At 70.9% G+C, this 26,158-nt stretch carries 22 protein-coding genes; 3 read left to right on the top strand and 19 right to left on the bottom strand.

Annotated elements, in window-relative coordinates; genetic code table 11:
• Position 1: 1 nt before the first annotated feature.
• The 6 genes from QM720_RS04070 to QM720_RS04095 form a co-directional block, all read right to left on the bottom strand.
• Positions 2–706: a GNAT family N-acetyltransferase gene (locus QM720_RS04070; RefSeq protein WP_415124877.1), complete on the bottom strand. Its 705-nt coding sequence runs from the start codon at positions 704–706 to the stop codon at positions 2–4.
• An 80-nt stretch (positions 707–786) separates the two neighbouring features.
• Entirely contained in the window at positions 787–1,257 is a 471-nt protein-coding gene (locus tag QM720_RS04075) for a nuclear transport factor 2 family protein (RefSeq protein WP_415124878.1), read from the bottom strand.
• Positions 1,258–1,267: 10 nt separating this feature from the next.
• Positions 1,268–2,755: an MFS transporter gene (locus tag QM720_RS04080; RefSeq protein WP_415124879.1), complete on the bottom strand. Its 1,488-nt coding sequence runs from the start codon at positions 2,753–2,755 to the stop codon at positions 1,268–1,270.
• Between the two features lie 129 nt (positions 2,756–2,884).
• On the bottom strand, positions 2,885–3,280 hold the full coding sequence (locus QM720_RS04085) for a hypothetical protein (RefSeq protein WP_415124880.1): 396 nt from the start codon (positions 3,278–3,280) through the stop codon (positions 2,885–2,887).
• A complete protein-coding gene (locus QM720_RS04090; RefSeq protein ID WP_415124881.1) occupies positions 3,196–3,621 on the bottom strand; it encodes a hypothetical protein in 426 nt (141 codons plus the stop codon). Before QM720_RS04090 ends, QM720_RS04085 begins: the two co-directional genes overlap by 85 nt.
• Positions 3,618–4,667 (bottom strand): Gfo/Idh/MocA family oxidoreductase, encoded by a 1,050-nt coding sequence (locus tag QM720_RS04095; protein WP_415124882.1) that lies wholly within the window; start codon positions 4,665–4,667, stop codon positions 3,618–3,620. Before QM720_RS04095 ends, QM720_RS04090 begins: the two co-directional genes overlap by 4 nt.
• Positions 4,668–4,804: 137 nt before the next feature.
• Between QM720_RS04095 and QM720_RS04100 the strand changes: the two genes are divergently transcribed.
• The 3 genes from QM720_RS04100 (at position 4,805) to QM720_RS04110 (ending at position 7,582) form a co-directional block, all read left to right on the top strand.
• Positions 4,805–6,064, top strand: coding sequence for an ROK family protein (locus tag QM720_RS04100; RefSeq protein ID WP_415124883.1), 1,260 nt, complete (start codon positions 4,805–4,807; stop codon positions 6,062–6,064).
• 91 nt (positions 6,065–6,155) lie between these two features.
• On the top strand, positions 6,156–6,572 hold the full coding sequence (locus QM720_RS04105) for a hypothetical protein (RefSeq protein WP_415124884.1): 417 nt from the start codon (positions 6,156–6,158) through the stop codon (positions 6,570–6,572).
• A complete protein-coding gene (locus QM720_RS04110) occupies positions 6,569–7,582 on the top strand; it encodes a restriction endonuclease subunit R (RefSeq protein ID WP_415124885.1) in 1,014 nt (337 codons plus the stop codon). The genes QM720_RS04105 and QM720_RS04110 overlap by 4 nt, the downstream gene beginning before the upstream one ends.
• A 183-nt stretch (positions 7,583–7,765) precedes the next feature.
• On the opposite strand, the gene QM720_RS04115 is transcribed toward QM720_RS04110, so the two are convergent.
• The 13 genes from QM720_RS04115 to QM720_RS04175 all read right to left on the bottom strand — a co-directional run bounded on the left by QM720_RS04115 (position 7,766) and on the right by QM720_RS04175 (position 25,962).
• Positions 7,766–9,211, bottom strand: a complete 1,446-nt coding sequence (locus QM720_RS04115; RefSeq protein WP_415124886.1) for a DUF222 domain-containing protein — start codon at positions 9,209–9,211, stop codon at positions 7,766–7,768.
• Between the two features lie 151 nt (positions 9,212–9,362).
• The gene (locus QM720_RS04120; RefSeq protein WP_415124887.1) at positions 9,363–10,385 is read right to left on the bottom strand and encodes a sugar phosphate isomerase/epimerase family protein; all 1,023 of its coding nucleotides are present in this window, start codon (positions 10,383–10,385) and stop codon (positions 9,363–9,365) included.
• 101 nt (positions 10,386–10,486) lie between these two features.
• Entirely contained in the window at positions 10,487–11,659 is a 1,173-nt protein-coding gene (locus tag QM720_RS04125; protein WP_415124888.1) for a Gfo/Idh/MocA family protein, read from the bottom strand.
• Positions 11,656–12,780 (bottom strand): sugar phosphate isomerase/epimerase family protein, encoded by a 1,125-nt coding sequence (locus QM720_RS04130; protein WP_415124889.1) that lies wholly within the window; start codon positions 12,778–12,780, stop codon positions 11,656–11,658. Before QM720_RS04130 ends, QM720_RS04125 begins: the two co-directional genes overlap by 4 nt.
• Entirely contained in the window at positions 12,777–13,181 is a 405-nt protein-coding gene (locus QM720_RS04135; RefSeq protein ID WP_415124890.1) for a DUF6379 domain-containing protein, read from the bottom strand. Before QM720_RS04135 ends, QM720_RS04130 begins: the two co-directional genes overlap by 4 nt.
• 68 nt (positions 13,182–13,249) lie before the next feature.
• Positions 13,250–14,770 carry a GMC oxidoreductase gene (locus QM720_RS04140; RefSeq protein WP_415124891.1) on the bottom strand — a complete coding sequence of 507 codons (1,521 nt, stop codon included), beginning with the start codon at positions 14,768–14,770 and terminating at the stop codon, positions 13,250–13,252.
• Positions 14,771–14,831: 61 nt separating this feature from the next.
• Positions 14,832–17,486 carry a hypothetical protein gene (locus QM720_RS04145; RefSeq protein ID WP_415124892.1) on the bottom strand — a complete coding sequence of 885 codons (2,655 nt, stop codon included), beginning with the start codon at positions 17,484–17,486 and terminating at the stop codon, positions 14,832–14,834.
• Complete coding sequence (locus tag QM720_RS04150) at positions 17,483–19,654, bottom strand: glycoside hydrolase family 3 N-terminal domain-containing protein (RefSeq protein ID WP_415124893.1); 2,172 nt, start codon at positions 19,652–19,654, stop codon at positions 17,483–17,485. Before QM720_RS04150 ends, QM720_RS04145 begins: the two co-directional genes overlap by 4 nt.
• The gene (locus QM720_RS04155) at positions 19,651–21,162 is read right to left on the bottom strand and encodes a family 43 glycosylhydrolase (protein ID WP_415124894.1); all 1,512 of its coding nucleotides are present in this window, start codon (positions 21,160–21,162) and stop codon (positions 19,651–19,653) included. Before QM720_RS04155 ends, QM720_RS04150 begins: the two co-directional genes overlap by 4 nt.
• A 13-nt stretch (positions 21,163–21,175) precedes the next feature.
• Positions 21,176–22,012 carry a carbohydrate ABC transporter permease gene (locus QM720_RS04160; RefSeq protein ID WP_415124895.1) on the bottom strand — a complete coding sequence of 279 codons (837 nt, stop codon included), beginning with the start codon at positions 22,010–22,012 and terminating at the stop codon, positions 21,176–21,178.
• A gap of 2 nt (positions 22,013–22,014) precedes the next feature.
• Positions 22,015–22,971, bottom strand: coding sequence for a carbohydrate ABC transporter permease (locus QM720_RS04165; RefSeq protein ID WP_415124896.1), 957 nt, complete (start codon positions 22,969–22,971; stop codon positions 22,015–22,017).
• A gap of 84 nt (positions 22,972–23,055) precedes the next feature.
• Positions 23,056–24,339 carry an ABC transporter substrate-binding protein gene (locus QM720_RS04170; protein WP_415124897.1) on the bottom strand — a complete coding sequence of 428 codons (1,284 nt, stop codon included), beginning with the start codon at positions 24,337–24,339 and terminating at the stop codon, positions 23,056–23,058.
• A gap of 129 nt (positions 24,340–24,468) precedes the next feature.
• The gene (locus QM720_RS04175) at positions 24,469–25,962 is read right to left on the bottom strand and encodes a GMC oxidoreductase (protein ID WP_415124898.1); all 1,494 of its coding nucleotides are present in this window, start codon (positions 25,960–25,962) and stop codon (positions 24,469–24,471) included.
• Between the last annotated feature and the right edge of the window lie 196 nt (positions 25,963–26,158).

A 26,158-nucleotide genomic window follows, 5' to 3' on the forward strand; every position in this document is an offset into this window, starting at 1 on the left:
GTCAGTGACCCCGCACGAAGAGATACCCCCGCGCGTCGAACCCGCCGACGACGAAGCCGTCCTCCAGGAGGCCGAGGAACGCCTCGCGCACGCGGTACCGCCAGTCGAGCGCCTCCCCCGGCGCCTCCCGCCGGATCGCCTCGATGTCGGGCGGCACCTCGACCGTGGTGACGATGTCGTGCTCCGCCGGGGGCGCGGCGGGGGCGGCGAGCGCCCACGACACGAGCACCCGGTCGGACTCGTCGCCGCGGTTGACGCCGTCGTCCATCTCGCCGTAGTGGTCGACGAGGTACTCGGTGACACGGGCGCCGAGCACCCGCAGGTTGAAGTGCGCATTGCGGGCGATGAGCGGGTCGAAGGTCCACGTGATGCGCCCGACGCCGTGCTCGAAGGCCCAGGCGCGCTGGTGCTCCTTCAGCCGGCGCCCGAGACCCTGCGACTGGTACCCGGGCAGGACGCCGGTGATGTGCGAGTGCATCGAACGCTGCCCCGGCGGCCCGAAGAAGGCCGCCGAGGCCCCCACCATCCGATCATCGGCGTACAGCCCGACGACATAGTTGCCGGAGTGGGCGAGCGCCCGCAGCAGGTTCGCCGGCATCCCGGTTCGGTCGCCGCCCCACACGTCGTTGAACAGGGCCGATGCCGTCTCGATCTGCCCCATCGTCGTCAGAACCCGGATGGACAGGCCCGTCTCATCGCGCGTCATGACGCCACCCTACGCCGCGGGGCCCGTTCCGGCGTTTCGGGGAGCGCAAATGGCTCTCCAGACGCCGGAATCGGGACCATTTACGCTCCCTGAGCGCCGCGGGAAAGCGGCGTGCGGCCCTGTGCGCGCGCGTCGTGCTCGGCCTTCGCGAGGATCTCGGCGTTGAAGTACTCCTGCTGCAGGATGATCGCGCCGTCCTGCACCCGCAGCACGTGCACGAACGACTGCGGGTACGGCTCGCCGAGAAACCGCGCCCCGGGCGCCATACGGCTGGTGACGACGAACAGCGACGGGTCGACGCACTCGTGGATGACGAGATCGGTGTGCACGATGTTCTCGAACATGCCGGAGTTGTTGACGGTGTTCGCGACGATCTGGTCGCGGCCCTCCCAGCGGGTCTGCGGGATGCCGGCGGGTGCGAACGGCAGTTCTTTGACGCCCTCGGGGTGCCACAGGGCGATGCGCTCCTCGGGGTTGTCGAGGTTCGACGCGAAGAACGCCTCGACGACGGCTCGGTTCTGGGCGCGCTGGGTGTCGGCGGACGTGGTCATGAGTTCTCCTTCATGCGGTGACGGGATCAGGTTCGGGGACGATGTCGTACTCGGCGGAGAGAGTGCGGCGCGGCAGCAGCAGTGCCGCGACGATGCCCACGCCATAGGTGGCCGCCAGCGCGATGAACACGGGCGCGAACACGTCGCGGTAGATCGCGGCGATCTGCTCCTGCACCGCGGGGGATGCCGCGTGCACGAACTGCGGCGTCAGCGTGGCGGCGTCGATGCCGACGGGCAGGAGCGCAGCGACGCCCACTCCGACGATGGCACCGATGACGGCGGTCGTGACGGTCGACCCCACCTGCCGCACGATGTTGACGGTGGCGGTGACGGCACCGACCTCGGTGGGCGGTGCGGCGCTTTGCACGACGGTCACGATCAGGCTCATGAACGAGCCCGTGCCGAGCCCGACCCCGGCCATCACGAGCATCGGCACCCCCAGCGGCAAGCCGGCCGGCAGCAGCGCCATCTGCAGCAGCCCGGCCGCGCCGAGGATCGTGCCGACGATCGGGTACACGCGATAGTGCCCCGTGCGGCTGGCGAGGAATCCGGTGAGCAGATTGCTCGTCAGCATCCCGAACACCGTGGCGATCGGCACGAGTCCCGACACCGTCACGCTCGTGCGGTAGGCCATCTGGAAGTACGTGGGCAGGTAGGCCGTGATGGAGAACAGTCCGATGCCGATGATCGCCGACAGCGCGGTGCCCGCCGCGACGGTGCGGTCGGCGAAGTAGCGGACGGGCAGGATCGGCTCGTCGGCGCGCGCCTCGACGACCAGCAGCACCACCAGCAGCACGATCGCCGCCGCGGTGGCCACGAGTGCCGCCGTGCGATTCGACGGATCGGGCAGCCACGTGACGGCCAGCACGACCGCCGTCAGCGCCGCGGTGAACGCGACCGCCCCGGCGACGTCGAAGGCGCGCCGCTCGCCGCCGTCGAGATGCGGCACCGCCACCACGGCGAGGATGAGCGCGACGACGCCGACGGGCAGGTTGATCCAGAACACCCAGGGCCAGCCCCAGTAGTCGGTGAGCACTCCGCCGACGACGGGACCGACGAGGATCGCGACGGGGAACGCCGCGCCGATCAGCGCCATGTACTTCGGACGTTCCCGTGGCGTCGTCACGCGGGCCACGATCGTCTGCGACATCAGCTGCAGACCGGCCGAGCTCGCTCCCTGCAGCGCTCGTGCGGCGATCAGCAGTGCCATGTCGTTCGCGAAGCCGCACAGCATCGAGGCGACCAGGAACACCACGAGCGAGCCGTGGAAGACGGCGCGCGGCCCGACGACGTCGCCGAGCTTGCCCAGCACCGGCAGCAGCACGGTGCTGGCCAGGGTGTACGCGACGACGACCCACCCGATCTGCTCCAGTGCGCCCAGTTCGCCCGCGATGGTGGCCAGCGACGTGGAGACGACGGTGTGGTCGAGCGCCCCGAGAAACGAGACCGACAGGAGCGCGACCACGAGCAGTCGCAGTCGGGAGGGGGACAGATGCATACGCGGATCGCCCGAACGATCGGGCCGTCGACGCGACCGGATGTGCCCCGCCGCGGCCACGCGAACGGGAACGGGCTCCGGAGAGCCCCGACGTCGTACCGAGTCTAGCGAACTTAGGTAGAAAAGCAACTAAAGGGCGGATGCCGAGGGGATGATCGAAGCGGCCACTGCGACGTCGCGGCGGTACGACTCGAGGTCGCCGAACACGCCCTCATCGACGGCACCGAGTGCGCGCCGGAGTGTCAGCCGCTGCCGGGACTCGTAGCGGGCCGGCGCGCACAGCGCCCCGGCGGCGGTGGTCGTGACGATGCGCGCCCCTCCGTTCGGGTCGAGGACGATCTCGGTGCGCCGGGCGCCGACCGAAAGCGCACGCAGTCGCGGCGCGCGCGGCGTGCCCGCGAGGGCCGACACCAGCAGCGTGCCGGTCAGCGCGCCGGCGTTCAGCAGCGCCAGCGCACCGCGCTCCGTCGCGCGCGTCGACGCCGGGGCCAGGGTCCCGCCTCTACAGCGAGGGTCCGCAGCCATCCGACCGCGTCGACGACGACGGCGTCGAGGTCGGCGGGCGCGGCCGCGCACTCGGCCGTCAGCAGCGCCGCGTGGGGATCCGCGTGCACCTGCGCGTCGGCGCGCAGGAGTGCGCGGTCGAGGACGACGGGGGCATCGCGCGGAAGTCCCGCGACGGCCTCGGGCGTCGGGTCGCAGACGACGACCGCGATCGCCCCGGCATCCAGCGCTGCCGCAGCCGCGCCGGCCCGCGCGGCCACGACGGCGATGGTCCCGCGCGGCGATGCGGCGATGCGCACGCTCTGGGGCAGCTCCGCGGCCGCCGCGCGGTAGGCGGGAAGCTCGGTGTGGACGGCGATCACGACGTCGCCGCCGTCCGGATGCGGGCGGCGGCACCCTCGGCGAGCGCGATGGCGTAGTGCGCATCGGCGCGCACGTCGTCGTACTCGACGGGCGATCGGCCGTCGAGAGCCGCTGCCACAGCCGCCCACTCCTGCACGTAGCCGTCGCCCGGGTCGCGTGGATGCTCGACGATGCGCCCGTCGGCGCTGCGCACGCGCACCGCCGCACTCCCGTCGTGCGTGAAAGCGGGGCGGAACTCGACCTCGAGCTCATCGAGCGAGGTGCCGATGGTCAGGCGCCACAGTGCATCCGCGCTCGTGGCGCCGGGCAGCATCACCGCGCTCACCTGCACCAGCACGCCGCCCGCGAGGTAGCCGACGGTGTAGCCGATCGGCGCGATCGCCCGTGCGTAGACGACCTCGTCGATCCGCGGGGCCAGGTCGCGCAGCAGCGGCACGTCGTGCACCCCCAGCCCGAGCAGCAGCCGGGCGACGAGGCCGGCCGCGACACTCGGATCGGCGAGGTCAGGCTGTGGCCGCGGGGTCGGCACCGCGGCGGGCAGCGGCTCGGTCACGACATCGTGGTAGCGGTCGTTGGGCGGCAGCGCCGCCAGGACGGAAACGGTCTGGATCTGGCCGCGCTCGGCCACCAGGTGGTGTTCGGCGCGGCCCCACGCCGGATCGAACAGATGGTTCGTGCCGACGACGAGGGCGACACCGGCGGCCCGGCAGGCGTCGACGACGGCGTCGGCGTCGGCCGCGGTCAGCGCGAGCGGCTTCTCGCACAGGATCGCGCGCTTGCCGGCGGCGACCGCGGCGAGGGCCTGCGCCGCGTGCTGCTCCGGCGGGCTGCAGATCGCGACGACGTCGACGCGGGGGTCGCCGAGCAGGGTGGCCGATCCCGACGAGGCCGTCGCCCCGACACGCGCAGCCAGCGCCGCCGCCCGTCCGCTGCCGCCGTCGGCGATGTGCGCGACCTCGAACCGGTCGGCGTGCCGCGCGAGGGTCGGCAGGTGCAGGGCCGACACGCCGGGGCCCGCACCCAGAAGGCCTACACCCCACGACATCCGTGACATCCGTGGCATCCGTCTCGCCCCTCGAATCGCGACCACTTACGTTGAAAGCGTACCTAAGATGACCGGACTCTAACTATAGATGCTGCTTATCTGCGCATTCGGACCCCTGAGTTGTGTCAAAATCAACCATGGCCACCGAGTCCACCCTCCGCTTCGGCGCCCAGACCGACGAAGTCACGAGTCTGCTCCGCATCGTCAACCTCGTGCGCCGCGGCGAAGCCGTCACCCGCCCCGAGATCGGTCGCATCACCGGGCTCGGCCGCGGCGTCGTGACGCAGCGCATCGACCAGGCGATCGAGATGGGGTTCCTCGCCGACGGCGCGTACGGACCGTCGTCCGGTGGGCGCGCCCCGCGCACGCTCCGGTTCCGCGCCGAGCAGGGCGTCATCCTCGTGTGCGCGCTGGGAGCCCTCCACATCCACATCGGCATCGCCCCGCTCGACGGCGACGTGGTCGATCAGATCCATCGCGTGTGGGACATCTCCCGCGGGCCCGCCGAAACGCTCGACACGGTCATGGAGATGGTCGACGAGCTCCTGAAGCGGCATCCGGATGCGCCGGTGTGGACCGTCACCGTCGGCGTGCCCGGCCCCGTCGACTTCGAGAACGGTCGCCCCGTGGCTCCGCCGATCATGCCCGGATGGAACGGCTTCGACGTGCGCCGCCGGTTCGAGCAGCGCTTCGGCGCGCCGGTGTGGGTCGACAACGACGTGAACCTGCTCGCCTTCGGCGAGCGGGCGCGGCGCGCCGAAGAGCGCGTCGACCTGATCTACGTGAAGGTCGGCTCGGGCATCGGCGCGGGACTGCTCTCCCAGGGCCGCGTGCACCGCGGCGCGAACGGCGCCGCCGGCGACATCGGTCACGTGCGGGTGAGCGGGTCGGACGCGCCGTGCCGGTGCGGCAAGATCGGGTGCCTGGAGGCCATCGCCAGCGGCTGGGCGCTCGTCCGCGACGCCGAGGCGGCGATCGCCGAGGGCGCCGGCGGCTTGTTGGCGCAGGCGGTCGCCAGGGGCGAGCAGCTGACTCCCGAGCACATCGCGCGCGCGGCCAGCGACGGCGACGCGCTGGCGATCTCGCTCGTGCAGCGCTCCGCGCGGGTGGTCGGCGAGTCGATCGCGGCGCTGGTCAACATGTTCAACCCCAGCGTCATCGTCATCGGCGGCGCGATGGCGTCGGCCGGCGAGCTGTACCTCGCGGAGGTGCGCCAACGGGTGTATGAGCTGTCGCTGCCGCTGGCCACGCGCGATCTTCAGGTGGTGAGCTCCGTGAACGATGTCCGCGAACCGCTGCGCGGCGGCGCGGAGCTCGCCCGCGAGCAGCTGTTCGACGTCACCTTCCCCCGCTGGTTCGCCAGCGGCAGCCCGCTCATCGAGGCCGCCGCCACCTGACGCGGCGTTCTCTCTTGCGCTCTCGATCCCTTCTACCGAAAACAGACATAAGTATGTATGTTGTAGGGAGAAGTGTGCGGAGGGAGTGACGATGGCGCGGGAAGCACTGTGCGAGGATGCGCTGGGCGCGACCCGCGACGGTTTCACGCTGCGGCTGTCGCTGCCCTGGATCCGGTCGCTGCCGCTGGCGAGCCTGATCGACCTGGCCGTGGTCATCGACGGCGAACCGGCCGCCGTGCACGCACTGCTGGGCGCGCGTGCCGTGCCGGTCGACGCGCTCGGCGCCGAGCCGGGCTGGTGGTTCGTGCAGGACCGGGTCGTGCTGGCCGGCGACCGGACACTGGCTGACGGCATCCACGACGTCTCGGTCGCCTTCCGGCTCGTGATCCCCTACATGCCCTCGGGCACCGACGGTCCGCTCGTGCTGCCGTTTCGCACCGACGCGCGCCTGGCGCCGGGCACGGCGGCATCCTCGGTCTCGCGAGACGTCGACGGAGGCCCCGCATGACGACGCCGGCGCCCCTTCCGATCCTTCCCCACGGGTGGACGCTCGCCGCGAGCGCCTTCAACTGGACCCCCGACGTGATCCGTGCGCAGCGCACGGCGGCCGAGATCTCGGCGGATATCGTGCGCAGCGGGGTGTGCGGCGTGATCGAGCTCGAACCCGGTCACCTGTGGCGCTCGTTCCCCGCGCCCGACGACGCCGAGGTCGACGCCCTGCGCGCCGCACTGGATGCCGCCGGCGGCACGGTGAGCATGGTGGGCGCCGCCATCGACGAGTGGCGCCCCGGCGGCGGACGCCGCGACGACGACGAGCGGCTCGCGTTCCTGCTCCCCCAGCTGCGCGCCGCGCACCGCGTGGGCGCCCGCGGCGTGCGGCTGCCGATCGGCCAGGCCGGGCCCGCCCTGCTACGCCGGCTGCAACCGATCCTCGCCGACCTCGACCTCGTGCTGTACGAGGAGATCCAGGGTCCGCAGGCACCGCAGACGCCGCACGTCGCCCCCGCGCTGGAGGTCATCGCGGCGCTCGACGACCCCCGTGTGCGCGTGCTCGTGGACATCAGCATGCTCATGCCCGCGGTTCCCGTCACCTACCTCGACCGACTGGATGCCGCCGGCAATGTGTTCCCGGAGGATCTGCGCGCCCGGCTGCGCGACGGCTGGCTCGACCCGGAGACCCCCGACGCGGTGCGCGCGTTCCTGGCCGCCGGGCGGGTGCCGCCGGAGCTGACGGCACTGTACATGGACCTGCTGGTGCGGTTCGGCCGTTCGCACGCCGCGTCACTGCGCGAGCTCATGCCGCTCATCGGCGCCTTCCACCTGAAGTTCTGGGATCTCGACGACGCCGACGGCCGCGTGTCTGCCCCGATCCGCGAACTCGGCGCACTCCTGCGCGACACCGGCTTCACGGGCACGCTGTGCAGCGAGTGGGGCGGCCACGCGTGGCTCGACGCCGATGCGTCGGAGATGACCCGCCGCCACCTCGCCCTCGCCCGCGCAGCCCTCTCCGCCCGCTGAGCGATCACACGAAGGAGAACCAATCCCGTACGCGCTGGCCTGGCACGACCGGTTGCGCGACGGCCGCCCCTCGCCCACGCCCGGCCCCGCCGACTTCGTCGCCGCACTGGGGTAGTGCGGTTCACACCGCCCCGATCGGGCGGATCTCGCCCGCAGGAGCTGTTCCGCCGCCGGCGCCGTGCGTCAGAAGGGTGGTGGGTCGACGTCGGATCTGTATCCGGTGGGGGTGGTCCAGTAGAGGCGGCCGGTGTCGGGGTCGCGGTTCAGTCCCCAGAGGGTTTCGTCTTTGATCGGGTGGTGCGCGGGGCATTCCGGGGTGAGGTTGTCGCGTGAGGTGGCGCCGCCGTCGGTCCAGCGGATCCTATGGTCGAGGTCGCAGGTGTCGGAGGGGCGCTGGCAGCCGGGGAACGCGCAGGTCGGGTACTGAATCCGGATCAACCGCTTCAAGTCCTCCGGCACCTTGTACGCTTTCCGATCCACATCCATCACCGTCCCGGTGATCGGATGTGTGAGCACCCGGATCCAGGTGTCCGCGGTCGCGGCGAGGGTCTTCGCGGTGTCCAGATCAATCGGCCCATACCCGTCCAACGTCGCCGGCTCGTCAGAGTGCCCCATCAGGGTGAGCACCGGGATGGTGACGCGGACGGTCGGCACGATCCCGGAGGACGGGCTCTTCGGGTCTTTCGCCGCCGCGTGCGCATTCTTGTAGAACAGTCCGAACAGGGCGTCGGCGCGCAACTGCGCCTTCGTGCGGGTCTCCCCGTCAACGCTCGCGAGGTGGGTGGCGAGGTCGTCGACCTGCGCGTCGATCGCGGCGATGTCCGCGGCGGGACCGATCACGCTCAGCTGCGCCATCCCATCCAGCAAAGGGTCCACCCACACACACCGACCCGCGCTCGCACGCGTGTGACGCTCCTGCAAGGGCTCCCGGTGCGCCCGCTCCCGTACCGCGCGGGCACGGATACGGAACCGGCCCGGCGCGGCCGTCGCCGCGAACGTCGAGACAGCCTCATCGAACATCGCCCAGGAGGCGGTGTCATCGTCGGGGAGGGACGCGGCGAGGTCGACCGTGGTGCGGATGTTCTGCTCCGACACCTCCCCGGAAAGACACAACCCCCACACGCGTGGGCAGCGGTGGGAGAGCACCGCGGCACGGTGCGCCCGATTGCGGACCTGATGATCGGTCAGACTCACCCTGACGGCGATATCCGCCGCCGCAGACCGCACCGCAAGGTTCCGCCGGCGAGCACGCACCGTGGTGACCGTCTCACCCTGCCGCCGCGGCTGCCACAACCGGTCCAGGGTCGGGTCGGGACCCACCCACGGGTCCGGATTCTCTCCCGCCCGCACCAGGATCCGGTGGAACAGGGCATCCTGCGCCACCACCGCCGCGCGTGCGTGGCGCACGACGCTGTGCACGTCGAGGATGTCCTGACCGTCCGCCATCACCGCATACAACGCTTCAGCGTCCGGGGAATCTGGGACGACGTCGTCGTCCCAGACGGCATCCACCGCTGTCTCCGCCCACGCGTTCTCCGCCGCCGCATACGCCGCCGCGAACACCGGCTCAGCCCACAACTCGGCCAGCGGATCAACCTCCGCCGACGTGCTGATGAACCGGATCTCCATACACCCCACGATAAGGAGGGGGTCCGACATTGAGGCTCTTGAAAAAGCCCTCAGACAGCCGAAAATATCACAAGTCGGTAACGAAATCAGACCGTAGATCGGGGCGGCGGCCCGACGACGTCCGCGACTGGAGGCCGGCGCAGCGGAGAGGTCACGGGCCGACCCCCGTGGGCGCGGCGGTGGAGAACGCGGCGTCGAACGCCGCCGCGGGCGGAGTGATCGCGTTGAGCGTGCGCACGAAGCCCAGGGCCTCCGGCGCCCCCTGCAGCCGGTCCATGCCGGCATCCTCCCACTCGACCGACGTCGGCCCGTCGTAGCCGATCGCGTTCAGTGCGCGAAACAGCGGCTCCCACGGCACCTCGCCGTGCGCGGTCGACACGAAGGTCCAGCCGCGCCGCGGATGCGCCCACGGCAGGTGCGAGCCGAGCACGCCGTTGCGGCCGTCGAGGTTCGTGACCGACTCCTTCACGTGCACGTGGAAGATGTGCGGCGCGAAGTCGAGCAGGAACGCGAGCGGGTCGAGCTGCTGCCACATGAAGTGCGACGGATCGAAGTTGATGCCGAACGAGCGTCGGTGCCCGATCGCCTCCAGGGTCGCCTTCGTGGTCCAGTAGTCGTAGGCGATCTCCGACGGGTGCACTTCGAGGGCGAAGCGCACCCCGACCTCCTCGAACACGTCGAGGATGGGGTGGAAGCGGTCGGCGAAGTCGCGGTAGCCGGCGGCGATGAACTCGTCGGATGCCGGTGGGAACATCGCGACGGCCTTCCAGATCGACGAGCCGGTGAATCCGGTCACCGTCTTCACCCCGAGCTTCGCGGCGAAGCGCGCCGTCAGCTTCAGCTCCTCCGCGGCGCGCCGGCGCACGCCCTCGGGGTCGCCGTCGCCCCACACGCGGTCGTTGAGGATGCCGCGGTGCCGCACGTCGATCGGGTCGTCGCACACGGCCTGGCCGGCGAGGTGGTTGGAGATCGCCCACGCCCTCAGGCCGTTGCGCTCCAGGATGTCGCGGCGCGACTGGACGTACGCCTCGTCGTCCCACCGCGACACGTCGAGGTGGTCGCCCCAGCAGGCGATCTCCAGCCCGTCGTAGCCCCACTGGCCGGCGAGCCGGGCGACCTCCTCGAACGGCAGATCGGCCCACTGGCCGGTGAACAGCGTGATCGGGCGGGTCATGTCTTTTCTCCTTCAGTTCTTCCGGTCGTTGAGCGAGCGCAGCGAGACGAAACGCGGTGACCGGCTCCGTGCGTTTCGTCTCGGTCGCTGCGCTCCCTCGCTCAACGACCAGGGGCGCCGACGGGGGCGCCCGCTCGGACCCACGCCGAATCCTGGGCGGCGCTGGCCTCGACCGCGGCGAGCACGCGCTGCACGCTCAGCCCCTCGGCGAACGTCGGGTGCACCGCGGTGTCGTCGACGATCGCGCGCACGAGGTCGACGACCTGATGAGTGAATCCGTGCTCGTATCCGAGCATGTGCCCGGCCGGCCACCACGCGTCGACGTAGGGGTGCGTGGGCTCGGTCACGAGGATCTTCGTGAACCCCTGTAGACCGTCCGGAGCGGTACGGTCGTAGAACTGCAGCGTGTTGAGGTCCTCGAGATCGAAGCGCAGCGCACCGGCATCGCCGGAGACCTCGATCGACAGCGCGTTCTTGCGCCCCGTCGCGAAGCGGGTGGCCTCGAACGACACCAGGGCGCCGCCGGACAGCCGCCCCGTGAACAGGGCGGCGTCGTCGACGGTCACGTCGCCGTAGCCGGCCGCCCCTCCCGGGCCCGCTGCCCGCAGCGGACGCCGCGCCACGATCGTCTCGACCGTGCCCGACACCGCCTCGACGCTGTGTCCCGTGACGAACTGGACCATGTCCACGATGTGCGCACCGATGTCGCCCAGCGCCCCCGAGCCGGCGCCCTCCTTCGTGAGCCGCCACGTCAGCGGCGACCGGGGGTCGACGAGCCAGTCCTGCCGGTAGGCGGCGCGCACCTGCTGCACGCGGCCGATCCGCCCCTGGGCGACGAGGTCGCGCAGCAGGGTCACGGCGGGGACGCGCCGGTAGGTGAAGCCGACCATCGCCTTCCGCCCGTGCGCAGCGGCGCGCGCGGCGGCAGCGGCCATGGCCTCGGCCTGAGCGACGGTGTTGGCCAGCGGCTTCTCGCACAGCACGTGCTTGCCGGCATCCAGCGCGGCGATCGCGATCTCGGCGTGCGAGTCGCCCGGGGTGACGATGTCGACGATGTCGATGTCGTCCCGCGCGACGACCTCGCGCCAGTCGGTCGCCGACTCCTGCCACCCCCAGTGCGCCGCGGACCGCGCGACGGCATCCGCATTGCGGCCCACCACGACGGTCATCTCGACGTCGTCGGGCAGGTCGAACACGCGCGGAGCCTGCCGCCATCCCACCGAGTGGGCGGCGCCCATGAAGCCGTGGCCGATGAGGGCGACGCGCAGGGTCATGATCGCACTCGCGCCGACTGCGGCAGCCAGTTCGCCAGTTGCGTGCGCGCTGCGGCGGCGTCGGTGACCATGGTTCCGCCGGCATCCCGTGCGGCGGCGCGCTGAATGCTCTGCTCTCCCGCGACGATCTCGAACGGCGACTGCCAGAAGTTCCAGTGCCACCCCTCGTACTCGCTGGAGATCGCGCCGCGATAGCCGTTGTCGACAAGCAGTTTCACGAGGTCGCGCACGGGGACCGACGGCTCTTCGCCGTTCGCGCCGATCCCGAAGAACTTGCCGTGGACGTGCCGGATCCACGGCATGATCTCCAGCCAGTCGTGCACCGGAGCGGGGCCGAAAAGACCCGTCGCGGCAATGCCGATGTCGATGCCGAGGTCGGGGCGGCCGTGCTGCGCGCCGAGCCCGATGTAGCGGCCGAAGCGCTGCCCGTGCTCGTCCTGGTCGGCGGGAGGCCCGGCCCGGTAATACTCGTCCCACTGCGACACGATCGCCGCGAGCAGCTCTTCCGACGCCCCGCGACGGCGGTAGGCCTCCAGCAGCGACGGCGCGAACCCGACGGTGGTCGCCCCCCAGTCCATCGTGAAGCCGAGGTAGGGCGAACCCAGCTGCGCGTACCGGTCGCGCAGCGCCAGGATGCGCGGGTGCGACGCGTACTGGTCGGCGTGCACCTCCAGCGCCAGGACGACGCCGTGACGCTGCGCGATGGGCTCCAGTTGCTCCATCGAGTCGGGGGTGAGCGAGATCTGCACGCGCGCGATGCCGAATCCCAGGCGCGCGGCGACCTCGATCTGCCGGCTCATGTAGTCGATGAGCTCGTCCTGACTCATCAGCCGGTCGCGATGGATGCCGATGTCGGCGTTGATCGACAGCGTCGTGGGGACGAGCCCCACCTCGTCGACGAGGTCCCCGAACCAGCCCGCGAACCGGTCGTCGATGTGCGGGAAGCCGCGCAGCGACGAGAAGCCGACGAGCTCCAGGCCCGGGCCGTAGCCGTCGGCGGCGACTTTGCGGATGAGACCCTCGAGGTCGTACTGGCGCCCGTGGAAGGCCCGGGTGAAGCTGTACAGGGTGACGCCCTGGATGGGGGCGCCGGGCTGCACGGGGACGACGGGGGCGCTCATGCCGCCACCGCCGTCATCGTCTTGGTGTCGTGCTCTTCGATGTGCAGCACCTCGTCGTCGCCGATGATGATGTACGGGATGTAGATCGTCAGGTCGACACCCACTTCGTGCTCGACCCCCGGTGCGACATCGAGCTCTCCGGAGAGCACGGCGGAATCGAGCGGGAACCACCACTGCTCGGTGTCGTCGCGCATGTCGTCGAACGTGCGCACCCGCCCGTTCAGCTCCCACCGCAGCGACGCCGCGGGCGCCTCGACGCCGTCGACGGTGAGGCGGGCGCCGGCGATGCACGACGCCGGCAGGGCGCGATACCAGGGGATGCGCACCTCGACGGCGGCGCGGCCGCCGCCCGACGTGGTGGTGGTGAGCGTGTCCTGCTCGATGATGCGATCGGGGATCACGTGAGCCTCCTGACTACTTTGTCCCTCTTTTAACAGAGTAATGTTTGATTTCTACATAAGCAAGGGAATCATCCCGCGAGGTCACGGGCGATCCGGCGCGCACCGCGCACCGCGAGGGCCACCGCCGTGAGGGTCGGGTTGCACGCCGTCGCGGTCGGGATGACGTTGTTGCCCGCGACGAACACGCCCGGCGCCGCCCACACCTCGCTGTCGGGACTGCACACGCTCCGGCCGTCGTCGCTCGTACCCATCCGGGTCGCGCCCTGATAGTGCAGCGACGAGCCGAGCGGCATCGTGAAGGGGCGATCGCCCAGCGGCTCGCCGATCGCCTCGGCGAGCTCGACGATGCGCGCGCGAGCGCGGTCGAGCGTGGCGCGGTCAGCGTCGGTGAGGGTGTAGTGGATGCGCATCGCCGGCATCCCGTACCCGTCGGTCTCATCGTCGCTGAAGTCGACGCGATCGTCCCACTGCAGCTCTTTGGCCGTGAACAGCCCCAGTCCCACGATCGAGCCGGGCGCCGCCGGGTCGTCGTCGGCCAGCGGCACGGGTGAGGCGTCGAGCTGCATGATCTGCCCGTGGAAGGGCTCGGCGTCGGTGTAGGGCACCCAGCTGACCCCGCTCTGCTCGCTCAGCGCGCCGTCGCCCGCCGCGGACTTTTCCTGCGCCGCCGCATCGCGAAGACGGGCGGCGAAGACGACCTGCGACTGGTCGTTGAGCATGCGGCCGAGGGCGGCGGGGCGGATGCCGGAGGCGAACAGCACCTGCGGCGTGCGCAGCCCGTCGGCGGCGACGACGACGACGCGCGCGCCGACCGTGTGCGCCTGCGCCGTGCGACGCTCGCGCACCTCGACCCCGGCGGCCCGGCCGCCGTCGAGGAGCACCCGGGTCACGAGCGTCTCGTCGAACAGCGCGAAGTTCGGGTTCGCCCGCGTGATCTCGCCGAGCACGACATCCGACGCCGACCACACGAGCCGGCCGTCGTCGCGGCGGTGCACCGCGAGGGGCATCCGCTGCACGCGGGCGGCGGGCTCGCGCCCGTCGTCGACGGCGGCGGCGAGCCGCTCGCGCACGAGCGCGGTGAACGGGGCACCGTCGAACGCGTCGGTCGTGACCCCGAGCAGCCGGTCGGCCTCGTCGAGCAGTTCTTCGAGGTCGGGGAGGAAGTCGATGCGCTCCCCTCCGCCCGGGCGCGGGCAGGCGCCGGTCCAGTGCGCCCCCATGCCGCCGACGTTGCTGGAGAACGCCGCGGCGGGCAGCCCGTCCTCCCCCGGCATCCGGAATCCGTCGTCCAGCAGGTAGGTGCCCGGGCGCGCTTTGCGGTCCCCCGCTCCGACGTCGCCGGGACCGGCGACGGTCGCGGCGGCGGCACCCGGCCCCTGCGAGGCCACCTGCGCCCCGCGGCGGGCCTCGGGGTCGGCGATGTTCTTGACGTGGGCGCCGACGGGGTCGGAGACCGTCGGCCCCACCTCGAACATCGCGATCGTCAGCGACGGAGCCCGTTCGCTGAGGATGCGCGCGTAGGCCGCGCCGGTCGGGCCGCTGCCGACGATCGCGACGTCGACGGATGCGGGGTAGGTGTGCGTGGTCATGACGTTCCTGGGGACTCGGGCGCCGGGAAATGAAGCCGGCACGACGGACGGGGAGGCGGGTTCATTCGGACAGTGCGGCGAGCGGCGCGATGGTGACGGGGCCGACGAGGCCCGTCGGCTCCTGCTGCGCGAACGCCGAGAAGAAGTCGGGCTGCGCCTTCACGAGAGTGTTCGTCACCTCGATCTCGATGCGGTTCTCGGCGGCGAGCACCCCGGCCGGCACGTCGAACACGTAGGGCGGGGCGATACGGGTGCCGAGGTCGACCCCGTTCACCCGCACCGTCGCCAGCTCGTGCACGGCGCCCACGTCGATGCGGTAGCCGTCGATGCCGGGCGCGTCGCCGGCATCCGCCGCGAACGACGCCGTGTAGCGGAGCGTCCCGCTGAACCGCGGCAGGCGCCCGGGGGCGTCCATGGGCGCAAGCGCGTCGAGCTCGCCCCACGCGGTGAACGCCGGATACTCGTCGGCCGTGGCGGTCGCGACGGTCCAGGCCACGTCGATCGCGCGCGCGGCGCCGACGGATGCCGCCGGCTCCACCGCGAGCCCGTCCCACGCCGCCGGCGCACCGACGACGAAGACGGCGGCCTCTCCCGGCGCCAGCTCGAGCTCGAGCTCGGTGCCGCGGGCCACGGCGCGCGCGGGCACCTCCTGCAGGGTGCCGCGGAAGGCGTCGACGCACACGGCGTCGCCGGCGCGGGGCACGGTGAGGGTCGTGCGGACGGCATCCCGGGGCGACTCGTTGACGACCAGGACGACGTCGGCCTCGCCCTGGTCGACGCGCAGCACCCGCAGCGACGGCGACGGATCGGCGACGCGCACCGCGCGCGCGGTGAGCCCCGCCACCGTGTGCACGAGGTCTGACTGCGGCACGGCGATGAACCGCTCGGCGAGGAGCCGCGGGGCACACTCGGGCGCCGCCGGATCGGTGCGGACGACATCGGGGACCCGATCGACGAACACCACCGGGACCCCGGCGTCGTCGAGGCGGACCAGCTCGCGCGCGACGTGCCCGGGCAGGTACGCCGAGCCGGGCACGACCAGGACGTCGTACGTCTCGGCGCCGACGCGCAGCGCGGCGCCGACGGTCGCCGCCGCAGCCAGCGCATCGGCGGGGACGATGTCGGCATCCAGCTGCGCCTCCATCAGCAGCCGCAGCGGCCGGTCGCACGGCTGGGCGGCGCCGAGCCATTCGGCATCCGCGTGGTACAGCACCGCCGCGGGGGCGATGTGCGCGCCACCCTGCAGCAGGTGGCTGAGCCGGTTCGTGTAGGCGCTCAGCAGGTGGTGGTGCCGGTACTGCGGGTTCTGCCCGTGCGCGTAGAAGTGCGGCGGGCAGTCGAGGTCGGGGAAGGGCGCCGGCGAGAACGCGTGCGGCACGACATGGGTGACCCCCCGCACGAGCAGGTGATTGGTCAGCCAGGTGAACAGCCGCAGCCCCGCGTACCAGCCGTACGCGCCGATGGTCTCGCACATCGAGCGGCCCCGCGTGTGCGGGTCGAGGTGGGCGGCGGAAGAGGCGAGCTTGGCGAGGGTGAAGTGGAAGAACTCCCCGTCGGAGTGGCCCGACATGCTGGCCAGCGGCCCCCGGGAGAACCCCGGCGCGACCTGGGCGCCGATGATGTCGATGCCGGGCATGTCCTGGCCCGTCATGGCGCGGAAGTAGTGACCCGCGCCCGGACCGAGGTGCGTGTGCGCCCCGTTGTCCTCGATGACGTGGCCGATGTGCTCCACCCCGTGGCGCGTGCACCAGTCGCCGAGGGGCCGGGCGAACCCGTCGGCGTACAGCCGCGAGACGGCGTCCATGAACGCGTAGCGCACCGCCCGCTCGGCGCCCGAGGCGGCATTCCACAGCAGCGGCAGCGCTGTGACGGCATCCCGCCCCAGCGCCGCGGCCAGCCGCTCGTGCACGAGCTCGTTCCACGGCAGAGGCACGGGCTTTCCGAGCCCGGAGCCGAAGTCGAACGTGTCGGGATCGTTGTAGATGCCGGGCTCGTCGCTGAAGAAGCCGGCGATCGTGCGGCCGAACTCCTCCGGGTAGCGGGCGCGGATGCCCTCGTACACGGTGTCGATCAGCAGGTGCGTGGATGCCGGGTTGAGATAGTCGATGTGGTTCGCGTGCCGGGCGCTGCCGCCGTCGGCGACGACGCTCAGGAAGAAGACGCGCCACCATCCGTCGGGGACGTCCCAGCGCAGGATGCCGTCGACGATGCGATCGGTGAGGTCGACCGGGTCGCCGATCAGCTCGTGCGAGTCCTCTGCGCGCCGATAGGCGACCACGCCGAGGAGCGTTCCCGGGTCGAGCGCCGCCGACGGCCCCCAGAACTGGCGGCGTTCGACGATGAGCGAGGCGCCCGGCGCGGGGCCGACGACATCGGTGTGCCGTTCGGTGACGAAGCGGCGGCGCAGCCCGGGGGCGGCGTGTTCGACGGCGCCGCCGGCATGCCCGGTCGGGAACGTGTCGTCGTCGAAGAACCAGACCTTCATGTCGCGCCGTCGCGCGATCTCGAGCACGGCGTCGACGTCGCGCCACCAGCCCTCGCCGAGGAAGTCGGGATGCGGGCGGGCCTCCAGGATGACGGCGCCGATCCCGGCGTCGCCGATGCGCTCCATCTCCTCGCGCACGGCCTCGACCGGGCCGCCCTTCTGCCAGAACAGCGGCATGATCGCGTTCTGCTCGCGCCCCGTCACCGCCTCGCGCAGCCGTTGGAGGGTCATATCCTCTCCTGCACCGTGAAGCGCCCGTCCCTGCGCGACGTGCCGTCGTCGACCCAGACGGAGAACCCGCCGGGCTCGAGCATCCGGCGCTCGTCGTCGGTCCACAAGCGCAGATCGTCGGCGGACAGTTCGAAGCGCACCCGAGTGCTCTCGCCGGCCTCGAGGGCGACCCGTCGAAAGCCGCGCAGCCGCGCGACCGGCGGAGTGAGGCTGGCGATCTCATCGCGCACGAACAGCATGACGACGTCGTCGCCGGCGCGCTCGCCGGTGTTCTCGACACTCACGCTCACGCTCACGCTCTCGCCCGCTTCGAGGGCGTCGAGGTCGATCTCGGTCGTCACCTCCAGCGCGCTCAGCGTGAAGCTCGTGTAGCTCAGCCCCGCACCGAAGGAGTATCGCGGTCCCAGTTCGAGGTCGAGGTACTTCGACGTGTAGTGGTCATCGAGGTTGTCCGGTCCGGCCAGGTCTCCGCTCGCGCCGGTCGGGATGCGGCCCCCCGTGCGCGGTGGGCGGCCCGTGCTCTCGTGGTCGTAGTGGATCGGGATCTGGCCCACCGCGCGCGGGAAGGTCATCGGCAGGCGGCCACCGGGGTTCACGCGGCCCGAGAGCGCCCCGGAGATGGCTGCCGGAGCCTCCACTCCCAGGTGCCACGCGATCAGGATCGCGGCGACGTCGTCGACCCATTCCTCGATCACGAGCGGGCGCCCCGTCGCGAGCACGACGACGACCGGGGTGCCGGTGGCGGCGACGGCGCGGATGAGGCGCACCTGGGCGGCCGGCAGGGTGATGTCGGCGCGCGAACTGGCCTCGCCGGAGAGCACCGACGGCTCGCCGACGGCGAGCACGACGACGTCGGCGTCTCGCGCGCGTTCGACGGCTTCGGCGAGCTGCTGCTGCGAACCGTCGAAGAAGCCCGCGCCGTCTGCGACCTCCACGACCGTGTCGGACAGCTCGGCGGCGAGCGCATCGACCAGGGTCTGCGACACCGGGGTCGCGAAGTGCTGCACCCAGGCGCCGAGGTGGTCGAGGCTGCGGGCGTAGGGGCCGGCCAGCAGCACGCGCCGGCGTCCGCTGAGCGGCAGCGCGGCATCCTCGTTGCGCAGCAGGACCAGGCATCTCTCCGCAGCCGCGCGTGCCCTCTCCTTGCGCTCCGGCGTCGCCGCCCGGGCTCCCGCAGACTCGTCGACGTACGGGTTCTCGAACAGTCCGAGCCGCTCCTTCAGCGTCAGCACACGGCGCACGGCGTCATCGATGCGTTCCGGGGAGACATCCCGAGGAGACAGCAGTGCGCACCCGTCTTCGTCGACGAGCAGCGTGCCGCCCATCACGACGTCGACGCCCGCCTCGATCGCACGCGCGATCGCGGCGGGCTCGTCTGCCACGACGCCGTGATCGACGAGCTGGGCGACACCGTCGGCATCGCCCACGACGACGCCGCCGAAACCCCACTCGTCCTTGAGCACTCCGGTCAGCAGCCCGCGATGAGCGTGCATCGGCGTGCCGTTGAGAGAGGTGAAGGCAGCCATGACGCTGGCCGCTCCCGCGGCGACCCCGATGCGGAACGTCTCCAGGTAGGTCTCGCGCAGGCGTCGGCGGGAGAGGTCGGCGCTGTTGTAGTCGCGTCCGGCCTCCCCGGCACCGTAGGCGACGAAATGCTTGAGGCACGCGGCGAGGGCATCGGGCCGCGTCAGGTCGTCACCCTGGTAGCCGATCGCTTTCGCGCGGGTGAGCACGCCGGCCAGGTGCACGTCTTCGCCGAAGCCCTCGACCACGCGACCCCAGCGGGGGTCACGTGTGACATCGACCATGGGCGAGAACGTCCAGTTGACCCCGTTGCCGCGCGCCTCTTGCGCCGAGATCCGCGCGTCGTCGGCGGCGACCGCGGGGTCGAAACTCGCGGCCTGGGCGAGGGGTGTGGGGAAGATCGTGAACTGCCCGTGGACCACGTCGAGAGCGATCAGCAGCGGGATGCCGAGCTCCGACTCCTCGACCGCGACGCGCTGCAGCGCGTTCGTCTCGGCGGCGCTGGGCGGCCAGAACTGCGCCCCGATGCCGCGGCGGGCCAGCGCATGCTGCTCGCCGGTCTCGCGCCGCCACACGATCTGCAGTTGGAACAGCTTCTGCTCCCACGTCATGCGCGCGAGCAGTTCGTCGACACGGACGCTCACTCGGGCTCCTCTCCCCACGACCGATAGCGGAAGCTCCGGAAGGTCACCTCTCCATCGCCGGCCGACACCAGCGCCGGGCGCAGGCTCTTGAGGTCGCCGACGGTCGCACAGTGGTAGCCCTGCGTGTCGTAGCGCACGCCGTGGCGCTGCCACTGCTCGCCCGGCCGGCGGTGCCACCCGGTGACGATGTGGTGGTCGTTGCGCAGCCGCAGCTGGATGACGGTGCCCGGCGCGGCCGGCTCGCGCCAGTGCGACCGGATGCCGCCCGCGTAGCTGACGACGGTGTGTCCGTCCCAGCCCATGCCGCAGAACAGACGGGAGTTGAAATACAGCAGCAGAGCGCCGGTGGCCCCGCCCGAGACCTCCAACTCGACCTCGATCTCGTAGGCGGCATCCATCGACCACGTCGTCAGGGGCGAGGCGTCGGCGGGCGAGGAGCCCTTGCCCTGCAGCACGAGCCCGTCGGAGGTGAACCGCGCACGGTCGGCCTCGGCGGGGCCGGGGTTGTCGAAGACCCAGCGCTCGCCCCAGCGCGGCTGCGCGAAGTCGTCGTCGGGTGCGGGCACCGCACTCGGAACCCCCGACCCGGCGGGCTTGGTGAGCGGGGCGCCGAGATCGGCCGCGGGGGCGACCGGCCAGCCGTCGTCGGTCCACGCGATGGGTTCCAGCAGCGCCTGCCGTCCGAGCGTGCGGTAGTCGTTCGCGTAGCCGTGCGAGACCATCCACCACGATCCGTCGGCGGCCTCCAGGATCGTGGCGTGGCCGCGTGACCACCAGGCCTCGTCGCGCGACCACGTGCGGGCCACGGGGTTGTGGGGCGAGTTCTCCCACGGTCCCTGCACGCTGCGAGAGCGCGCGACGATGACCATGTGCCCGGTGGCGGGGCCACCGGTGCCCCCGACGGCGCTGACGAGGTAGAACCAGTCACCGCGGCGGAAGAACTTCGGACCCTCCAGCGCATAGGCCTCGGTGATCCACTCGTCCGGGTAGCGCCAGCCGTCATAGGCCTGCTCCAGCGGCGTGACCGCCCGCAGCCCGTCGGGAGACAGCCGGGCACGGCGGATGCCGTTGACGAACAGGTACCGCTCGCCGTCCTCCCCCAGGACGTGGCCGGGGTCGATCGCCCCCGAGACGCCGGTGAACACCGGTTCGCTCCACGGCCCCGCGGGGTGATCGGCGGTGATGACCCAGATCTGCGGCTCGGTCATCGCATCCGACCAGGCCGAGGGGATGAACGGGATGTAGATGAAGAACCGGCCGTCGTGCGCGATGAAATCGGGGGCGAAGACGGTCGTGAGCGGCTGCTCCAGCGCGCACGTGACGAACGTCCAGTTCACGAGGTCGGGCGAGCGCCAGATCGTGAGCCCCGGCGCCGCGTCGAACGACGAGTACGTGAGGTAGTACTCGTCGCCCACCCGCAGCACGGTCGGGTCGGGCCGGTCGCCGGGCAGCACGGGGTTGCGGAAGGTTCCGTCACCCAGATCCGCCGGCTGTCGCCAGGTGCGCACAGCCGTTCGCCGCCTATCCCTTGAGCCCGCCGGCGAAGCCCTGGATGAACTTCTTCTGGGCGAACAGGTAGAACGCGAGGATCGGGATCATCGAGACGAGCACGATCGCGAAGATGCGGTTCCACTGCGACACGAGCGAGCCGATGAAGTAGTACATCGACACGGGCAGCGTCTGGTTCGCCGAGCCTCCCATGAAGATCAGCGCCGTGAAGAAGTCGTTCCACACGATCAGGCCGGTGAGGATCGCGACGGTGCCGGTCGCCGGCGACATGAGCGGCAGCACGATGCGGAAGAAGACCTGCGACCTGCTCGCGCCGTCGATCGTCGCCGCCTCCTCGTACTCGGTGCCGAGGCCGCGGAAGAAGCCGGCGTAGAGGAAGATCGCCAGCGGCAGCAGCATCCCGACGTAGAGGATGATCATGCCCCACAGCGACCCGGTGAGGCCGATCGCGCGCCATCCGATGTACAGCGGGACGGTGCCCAGCTGCGACGGCAGCACGATCGCGATGAGGAAGAGGTAGTACGCCGCCTTGCTCCAGCGCCGTGTCGAGCGGGCGAGCACGTAGCCGGTGAGGGCGCCCAGCAGCACGAGCCCGACGATCGACCCGACCGTCATGATGACGCTGTTGATGAGACCCTGCACGATGTTGGTGTTGCCCTGCGCCGTGAACAGCTCGGCGAAGTTCTCCCAGGCCAGGTGCGTCGGCCCGCCGAGCGGCGATGTCGTGAACAGTTCGTCGTCGGATTTGAAGGCCGTCATGACGAGGAAGTAGAAGGGGATCAGGAAGACCGCGGCGAGCAGCCAGAAACCGATCTCGCGGAGGAAGGTGAGCTTCGTGTAACGGAACATCGTCAGTCCTCCGAGCGGGGGTTGGTCACGCGCTGCTGGATGATCGCGAAGACGAGGATGATCGCGGTCAGCACGACCGCGAGGGATGCGCCGTAGCCGAAGTTGCCGAGCGTGAACGCCTGCTTGTACACCTCGGTCGCGAGCGTCGCGGTGGCCCCGGCGGGGCCCGTGCCGGTCAGGGCGAGGATCTGGTCGAACACGCGCAGCCCGTTGACCAGGCCCAGCGTCGTCGAGATCGCCACGGCGGGGCGGATGGCGGGCAGCGTGACGTGCCAGAACCGCTGCCAGAGGTTCGCGCCGTCGATCGCGGCGGCCTCCTCGATCTCGATGGGCACGCCGGCCAGGCCCGCCATGTAGATGACCATCGCGAAGCCGGTCTGCTGCCAGACGATGACGATGAGGATCGTCCAGATCGCGAAGACCGGATCCCCCGTCCACGCCTTCGCGAGATCGCCGAGGCCGATGCCGTGCAGGAAGGTGTTGAGCGGACCGTTGAAGTCGAAGATGAACTTCCAGATGTAGGAGACGGCGAGGGGGCTGAGGACGACCGGCATGAAGAACAGGACGCGCAGCGTGTAGCGGCTCTTCAGACCCCGGTTCAGACCCAGCGCGAGCCCGAGCCCGACGATGTTGACGAGGATGACCGACCCGAACGCGAGGAACAGGGTGTTCCACAGCGCGAGCAGTTTCGAGGGATCCCGGAAGATCTTCGCGAAGTTGTCGAAGCCGATCCATTCGAAGGAGCCGATGCCCGACCAGTTGGTGAAGGCGAACGCGCCGCCGAACACGGTCGCGACGTAGTGGATGCCGATGACCAGCAGGATGCCGGGCAGTGCCCACCACCAGTGGCCGAACTGAAGCAGGCCCGGCCGCCGCGGCGCGGAGTCCTGCGCTCGCCGGCCCTTCCTTCCTCGGCCGGGGACCACCACCAGCTCGGTCTGGGACGGATGCGTCGTCATGATGTCCTCGCGTTCATACTCCGGCGAGCGGAGCGGGGATCAAGGAAGAGCCGTCCCGGCGCGGGCGCCGGGACGGCTCTCGGATCAGTTGTCCCAGGCGTTGTCCATGTCCTGGAGCACCTGGTCGACGGTCTTCTGACCGGTGAACAGCCCCTGGACGCCGGCGCCCAGTGCGTCGTAGACCGCGGCCTTGGGCCACGCCGAGTTCGGCAGCGGCACGTAGTCGCCGTTCTTGAAGAACTCGCTGACGGGCGCGTAGACCGTGTCGGTCAGATCGAGGTCCGCGATCCCCGAGACGGGCAGCGTGCCCTTGTCGTCGGCGAGAGCCTTCGCCTGGGCGGGCTCTGCCATCCACTCGAGGAACTTCTTGGCCGCGACCTTGTTCTTCGAGTTCGCCGCGATCGAATACGCATACGTGGAGCTGGCGATGCCGAAGGACTTGTCACTGGCCGTCGCGGGCGGGAACGCTTCGACGACGAAGCTGGCGTGCCCATCGGCCGCCTTGTTGATCTCGGTCGCAGTGCCGCTCGGGCCGAACATGCCCAGGCTGGTGCCCTGGGTGAGTCCGTTGGTGATGGCGTCGAAGCCGGCGCCCTCGACACCGTCCTGGAAGCAGCCGGCGTCGTGCATCTGCACGATCGCCTCGAGCGTCGCCTTCCAGCCGTCCGAGTCGGCGAAGGTGACGTCGCCGGCGAGGCGCTGGTCGTTCCAGTCGGGTTCGTCGGCATACACGCGCGTGGCGGCGATCGTCTGCGCCATGATGCCGGCGTTGGCTCCGACGGAACCGGCGACGACGAACAGCGTCGTGCCCTGCGCCTTGAGCTCCTCGCACGTGCTCAACACGCTGGCGAAGTCGGTCGGGTAGGCGACGCCGGGCATGGTGTTGAAGACGTTGCCGATGAACACGATGTCGAGCGCCTGGCCGTAGACCTTGCCGTCAACGGTGAACATGCTCTCCGCGCCCGAGGGGATCACCGACGCCGCCGTGTCGCCGAGCGGCTCGAGCAGGCCCGCCTCGGCGAGCGGGATGATGCTCTCGACCTGCGCCGAACCGGGCGAGGTGATGAACACGTCGGAGGCGTTGCCCGCCGCCAGCTGCGTGCGGATCGTCTGTCCGTAGGTCTCGCCGGGGAGGCCGTTGATCGTGATCGTGACGCCCTCGTTCTCCTCCATGTACTGCTTGGCGAGGGTCTCGTAGCCGGTCTCGACCTCGTTGGAGACGCCGAAGGCGAGCGAGAACTCCTTCGTGTCGGTCTGCGTCTCGGTGGCGGTGCCCGTCCCCGAGCAGGCCGACAGCGCGAGCGCGCTGGCGGCGGCGATGGTGAGGATGCTCATGCGGACGGCGCGGGAGCGGCGGTGCGGTGTCATGTCCAGCCTTTCTGACTTCGTTGTCGGCGACTCGATTCGGTGAGGCACCGTGCTGTTCGTTCAGTATGACCAAGCTCTGCCTGAATTGCACATAAGTTGTGTCAATACGTGACATAAGCAGGTGCGAGATCAGTCTCCGAGCTGCGCGACGACGGCCGGCGCGGCACGCACCGCGAGGGCGACGCTCGTGAGCGTCGGATTCGTGACGGTCGCCGTCGGGATCAGCCCGTTGCCGCCGAGGAAGAGGTTCTCGAAGCCCCACACGCGCGAGCGGTCGTCGACGACCGACGCGGCGCCGCCGTCGTCGCCCATCCGCACGGTGCCCTTGTAGTGCAGGGAGGTACCGGCCGGCATGAGCCGCGGCTCACCCCCCGGGATGAACGCACCGATGCTCTCCGCGACACTGCGCAGGTCGGCGCTGGCCCGCTCGACCTCGGCGAGCTCGCGCTCGGTGACCTCGTACTCCACGGAGATCAGCGGCATCCCCCACCCGTCGACCTCAGTGCCCGAGAACACCAGGCGGTCTTCGGCACGAGGGAACTTGCGCACGCCGTTGCCCATCGCGACGAATCGCGCAGCCCCCACGGCCACCTGCGACTCGTCCACCGGGAACGGCGGATTGGCCATGTGCATGACCTGCGTGCGATAGGGATGGATGCCGGCCGTGTACGGGATGCCGAAGGTCGACGCCGTCGGGTCCTTCACCAGCTCCTCGACGGGCGTGTCGATGCCGGCGCGCGTCACGACGTCGTCGGTCAGCGCGACGACGCTGTACACCAGCACGTGCTCGGTGAGGTAGCGGCCGAGGGCATCGGGGCGGATGCCGGAGGCCCACAGCAGCTGCGGCGTCTGGAACGCGTTCGCCGCGACGACGACGACCTGCGCCGTGATCGTCTCGGACTCGCCGGTCGGCAGATGTTCCACGACCGCTCCGGTGACACGGCCGCCGTCGACCAGCAGGCGCCGGGCGATCGTGTCGGCGCGCAAGAGCACGGGCGTATCGCCGAGGATGGTGTCGGCGCCGCCCCAGCGGATCGACCCGTCGGGCTGCGGGAGCGCCGACATCGGCAGGCCGTCGGGCCTGCGATCGTCGGGAAGCGTGTCGCCGAAGTGCTCGCGCAGGATGGCCTTGATGGCACTGCCGTAGGGGTTCTCGGGGAGCGTCGTCACCTGCATGAGCCGTTCGGCCTCGTCGAAGGCGGCATCCAGCTCGCCCGCCGGGATGAACGGGATGCGCTCGTCGTCGTTGGGGCGCGGCGTCGCGCACGTCCAGTGCACGCCCATGCCGCCGACGCAGCTCGACAGCGCCGCCGCCGGCATGCCGGACTGATGGCCGGGCGAGGCGAGGTAGGTGCCCCCGGGCGAGATGATCGTGCCCTCGACATCGAACGCCCGCGCGGAGTCGCCGCGCGGGGCGCCCTGCGGCCCCTGCGAACGCTCGCGGGCGGCATCGCGCTCACCGAGCGGGAGGTTGCGCACGTTGGCTCCCGGCGGGTCGGAGACCTGCGGCCCGAGTTCGATCATCGTGATCGACGTGCCGGGGCGCTGCTGGTCGATCAGGCGCGCGAACGCCGACCCGACCGGACCGCTGCCGATGATGAGGACGTCGGTGTCGATGGACATGAGTGACCGCCTTTGCTCAGTGTGCGCCTTCATGATTCCACATCTTTTGTCAGAATCAGGCATTAGTGTGACGAATCCCGTCCATCGCGACGGGCGATGCCCTGCGCGCATAGCAGGTATCTATGCGCGCGGTCCCTCCGCATCCGCGCGGTCGATATGATCGGCGCAACCGGCCCACACCCGAAGGACCATACCG

Origin of the sequence: Microbacterium sp. (assembly GCF_047602155.1) — a bacterium.
Lineage (GTDB): Bacteria > Actinomycetota > Actinomycetes > Actinomycetales > Microbacteriaceae > Microbacterium.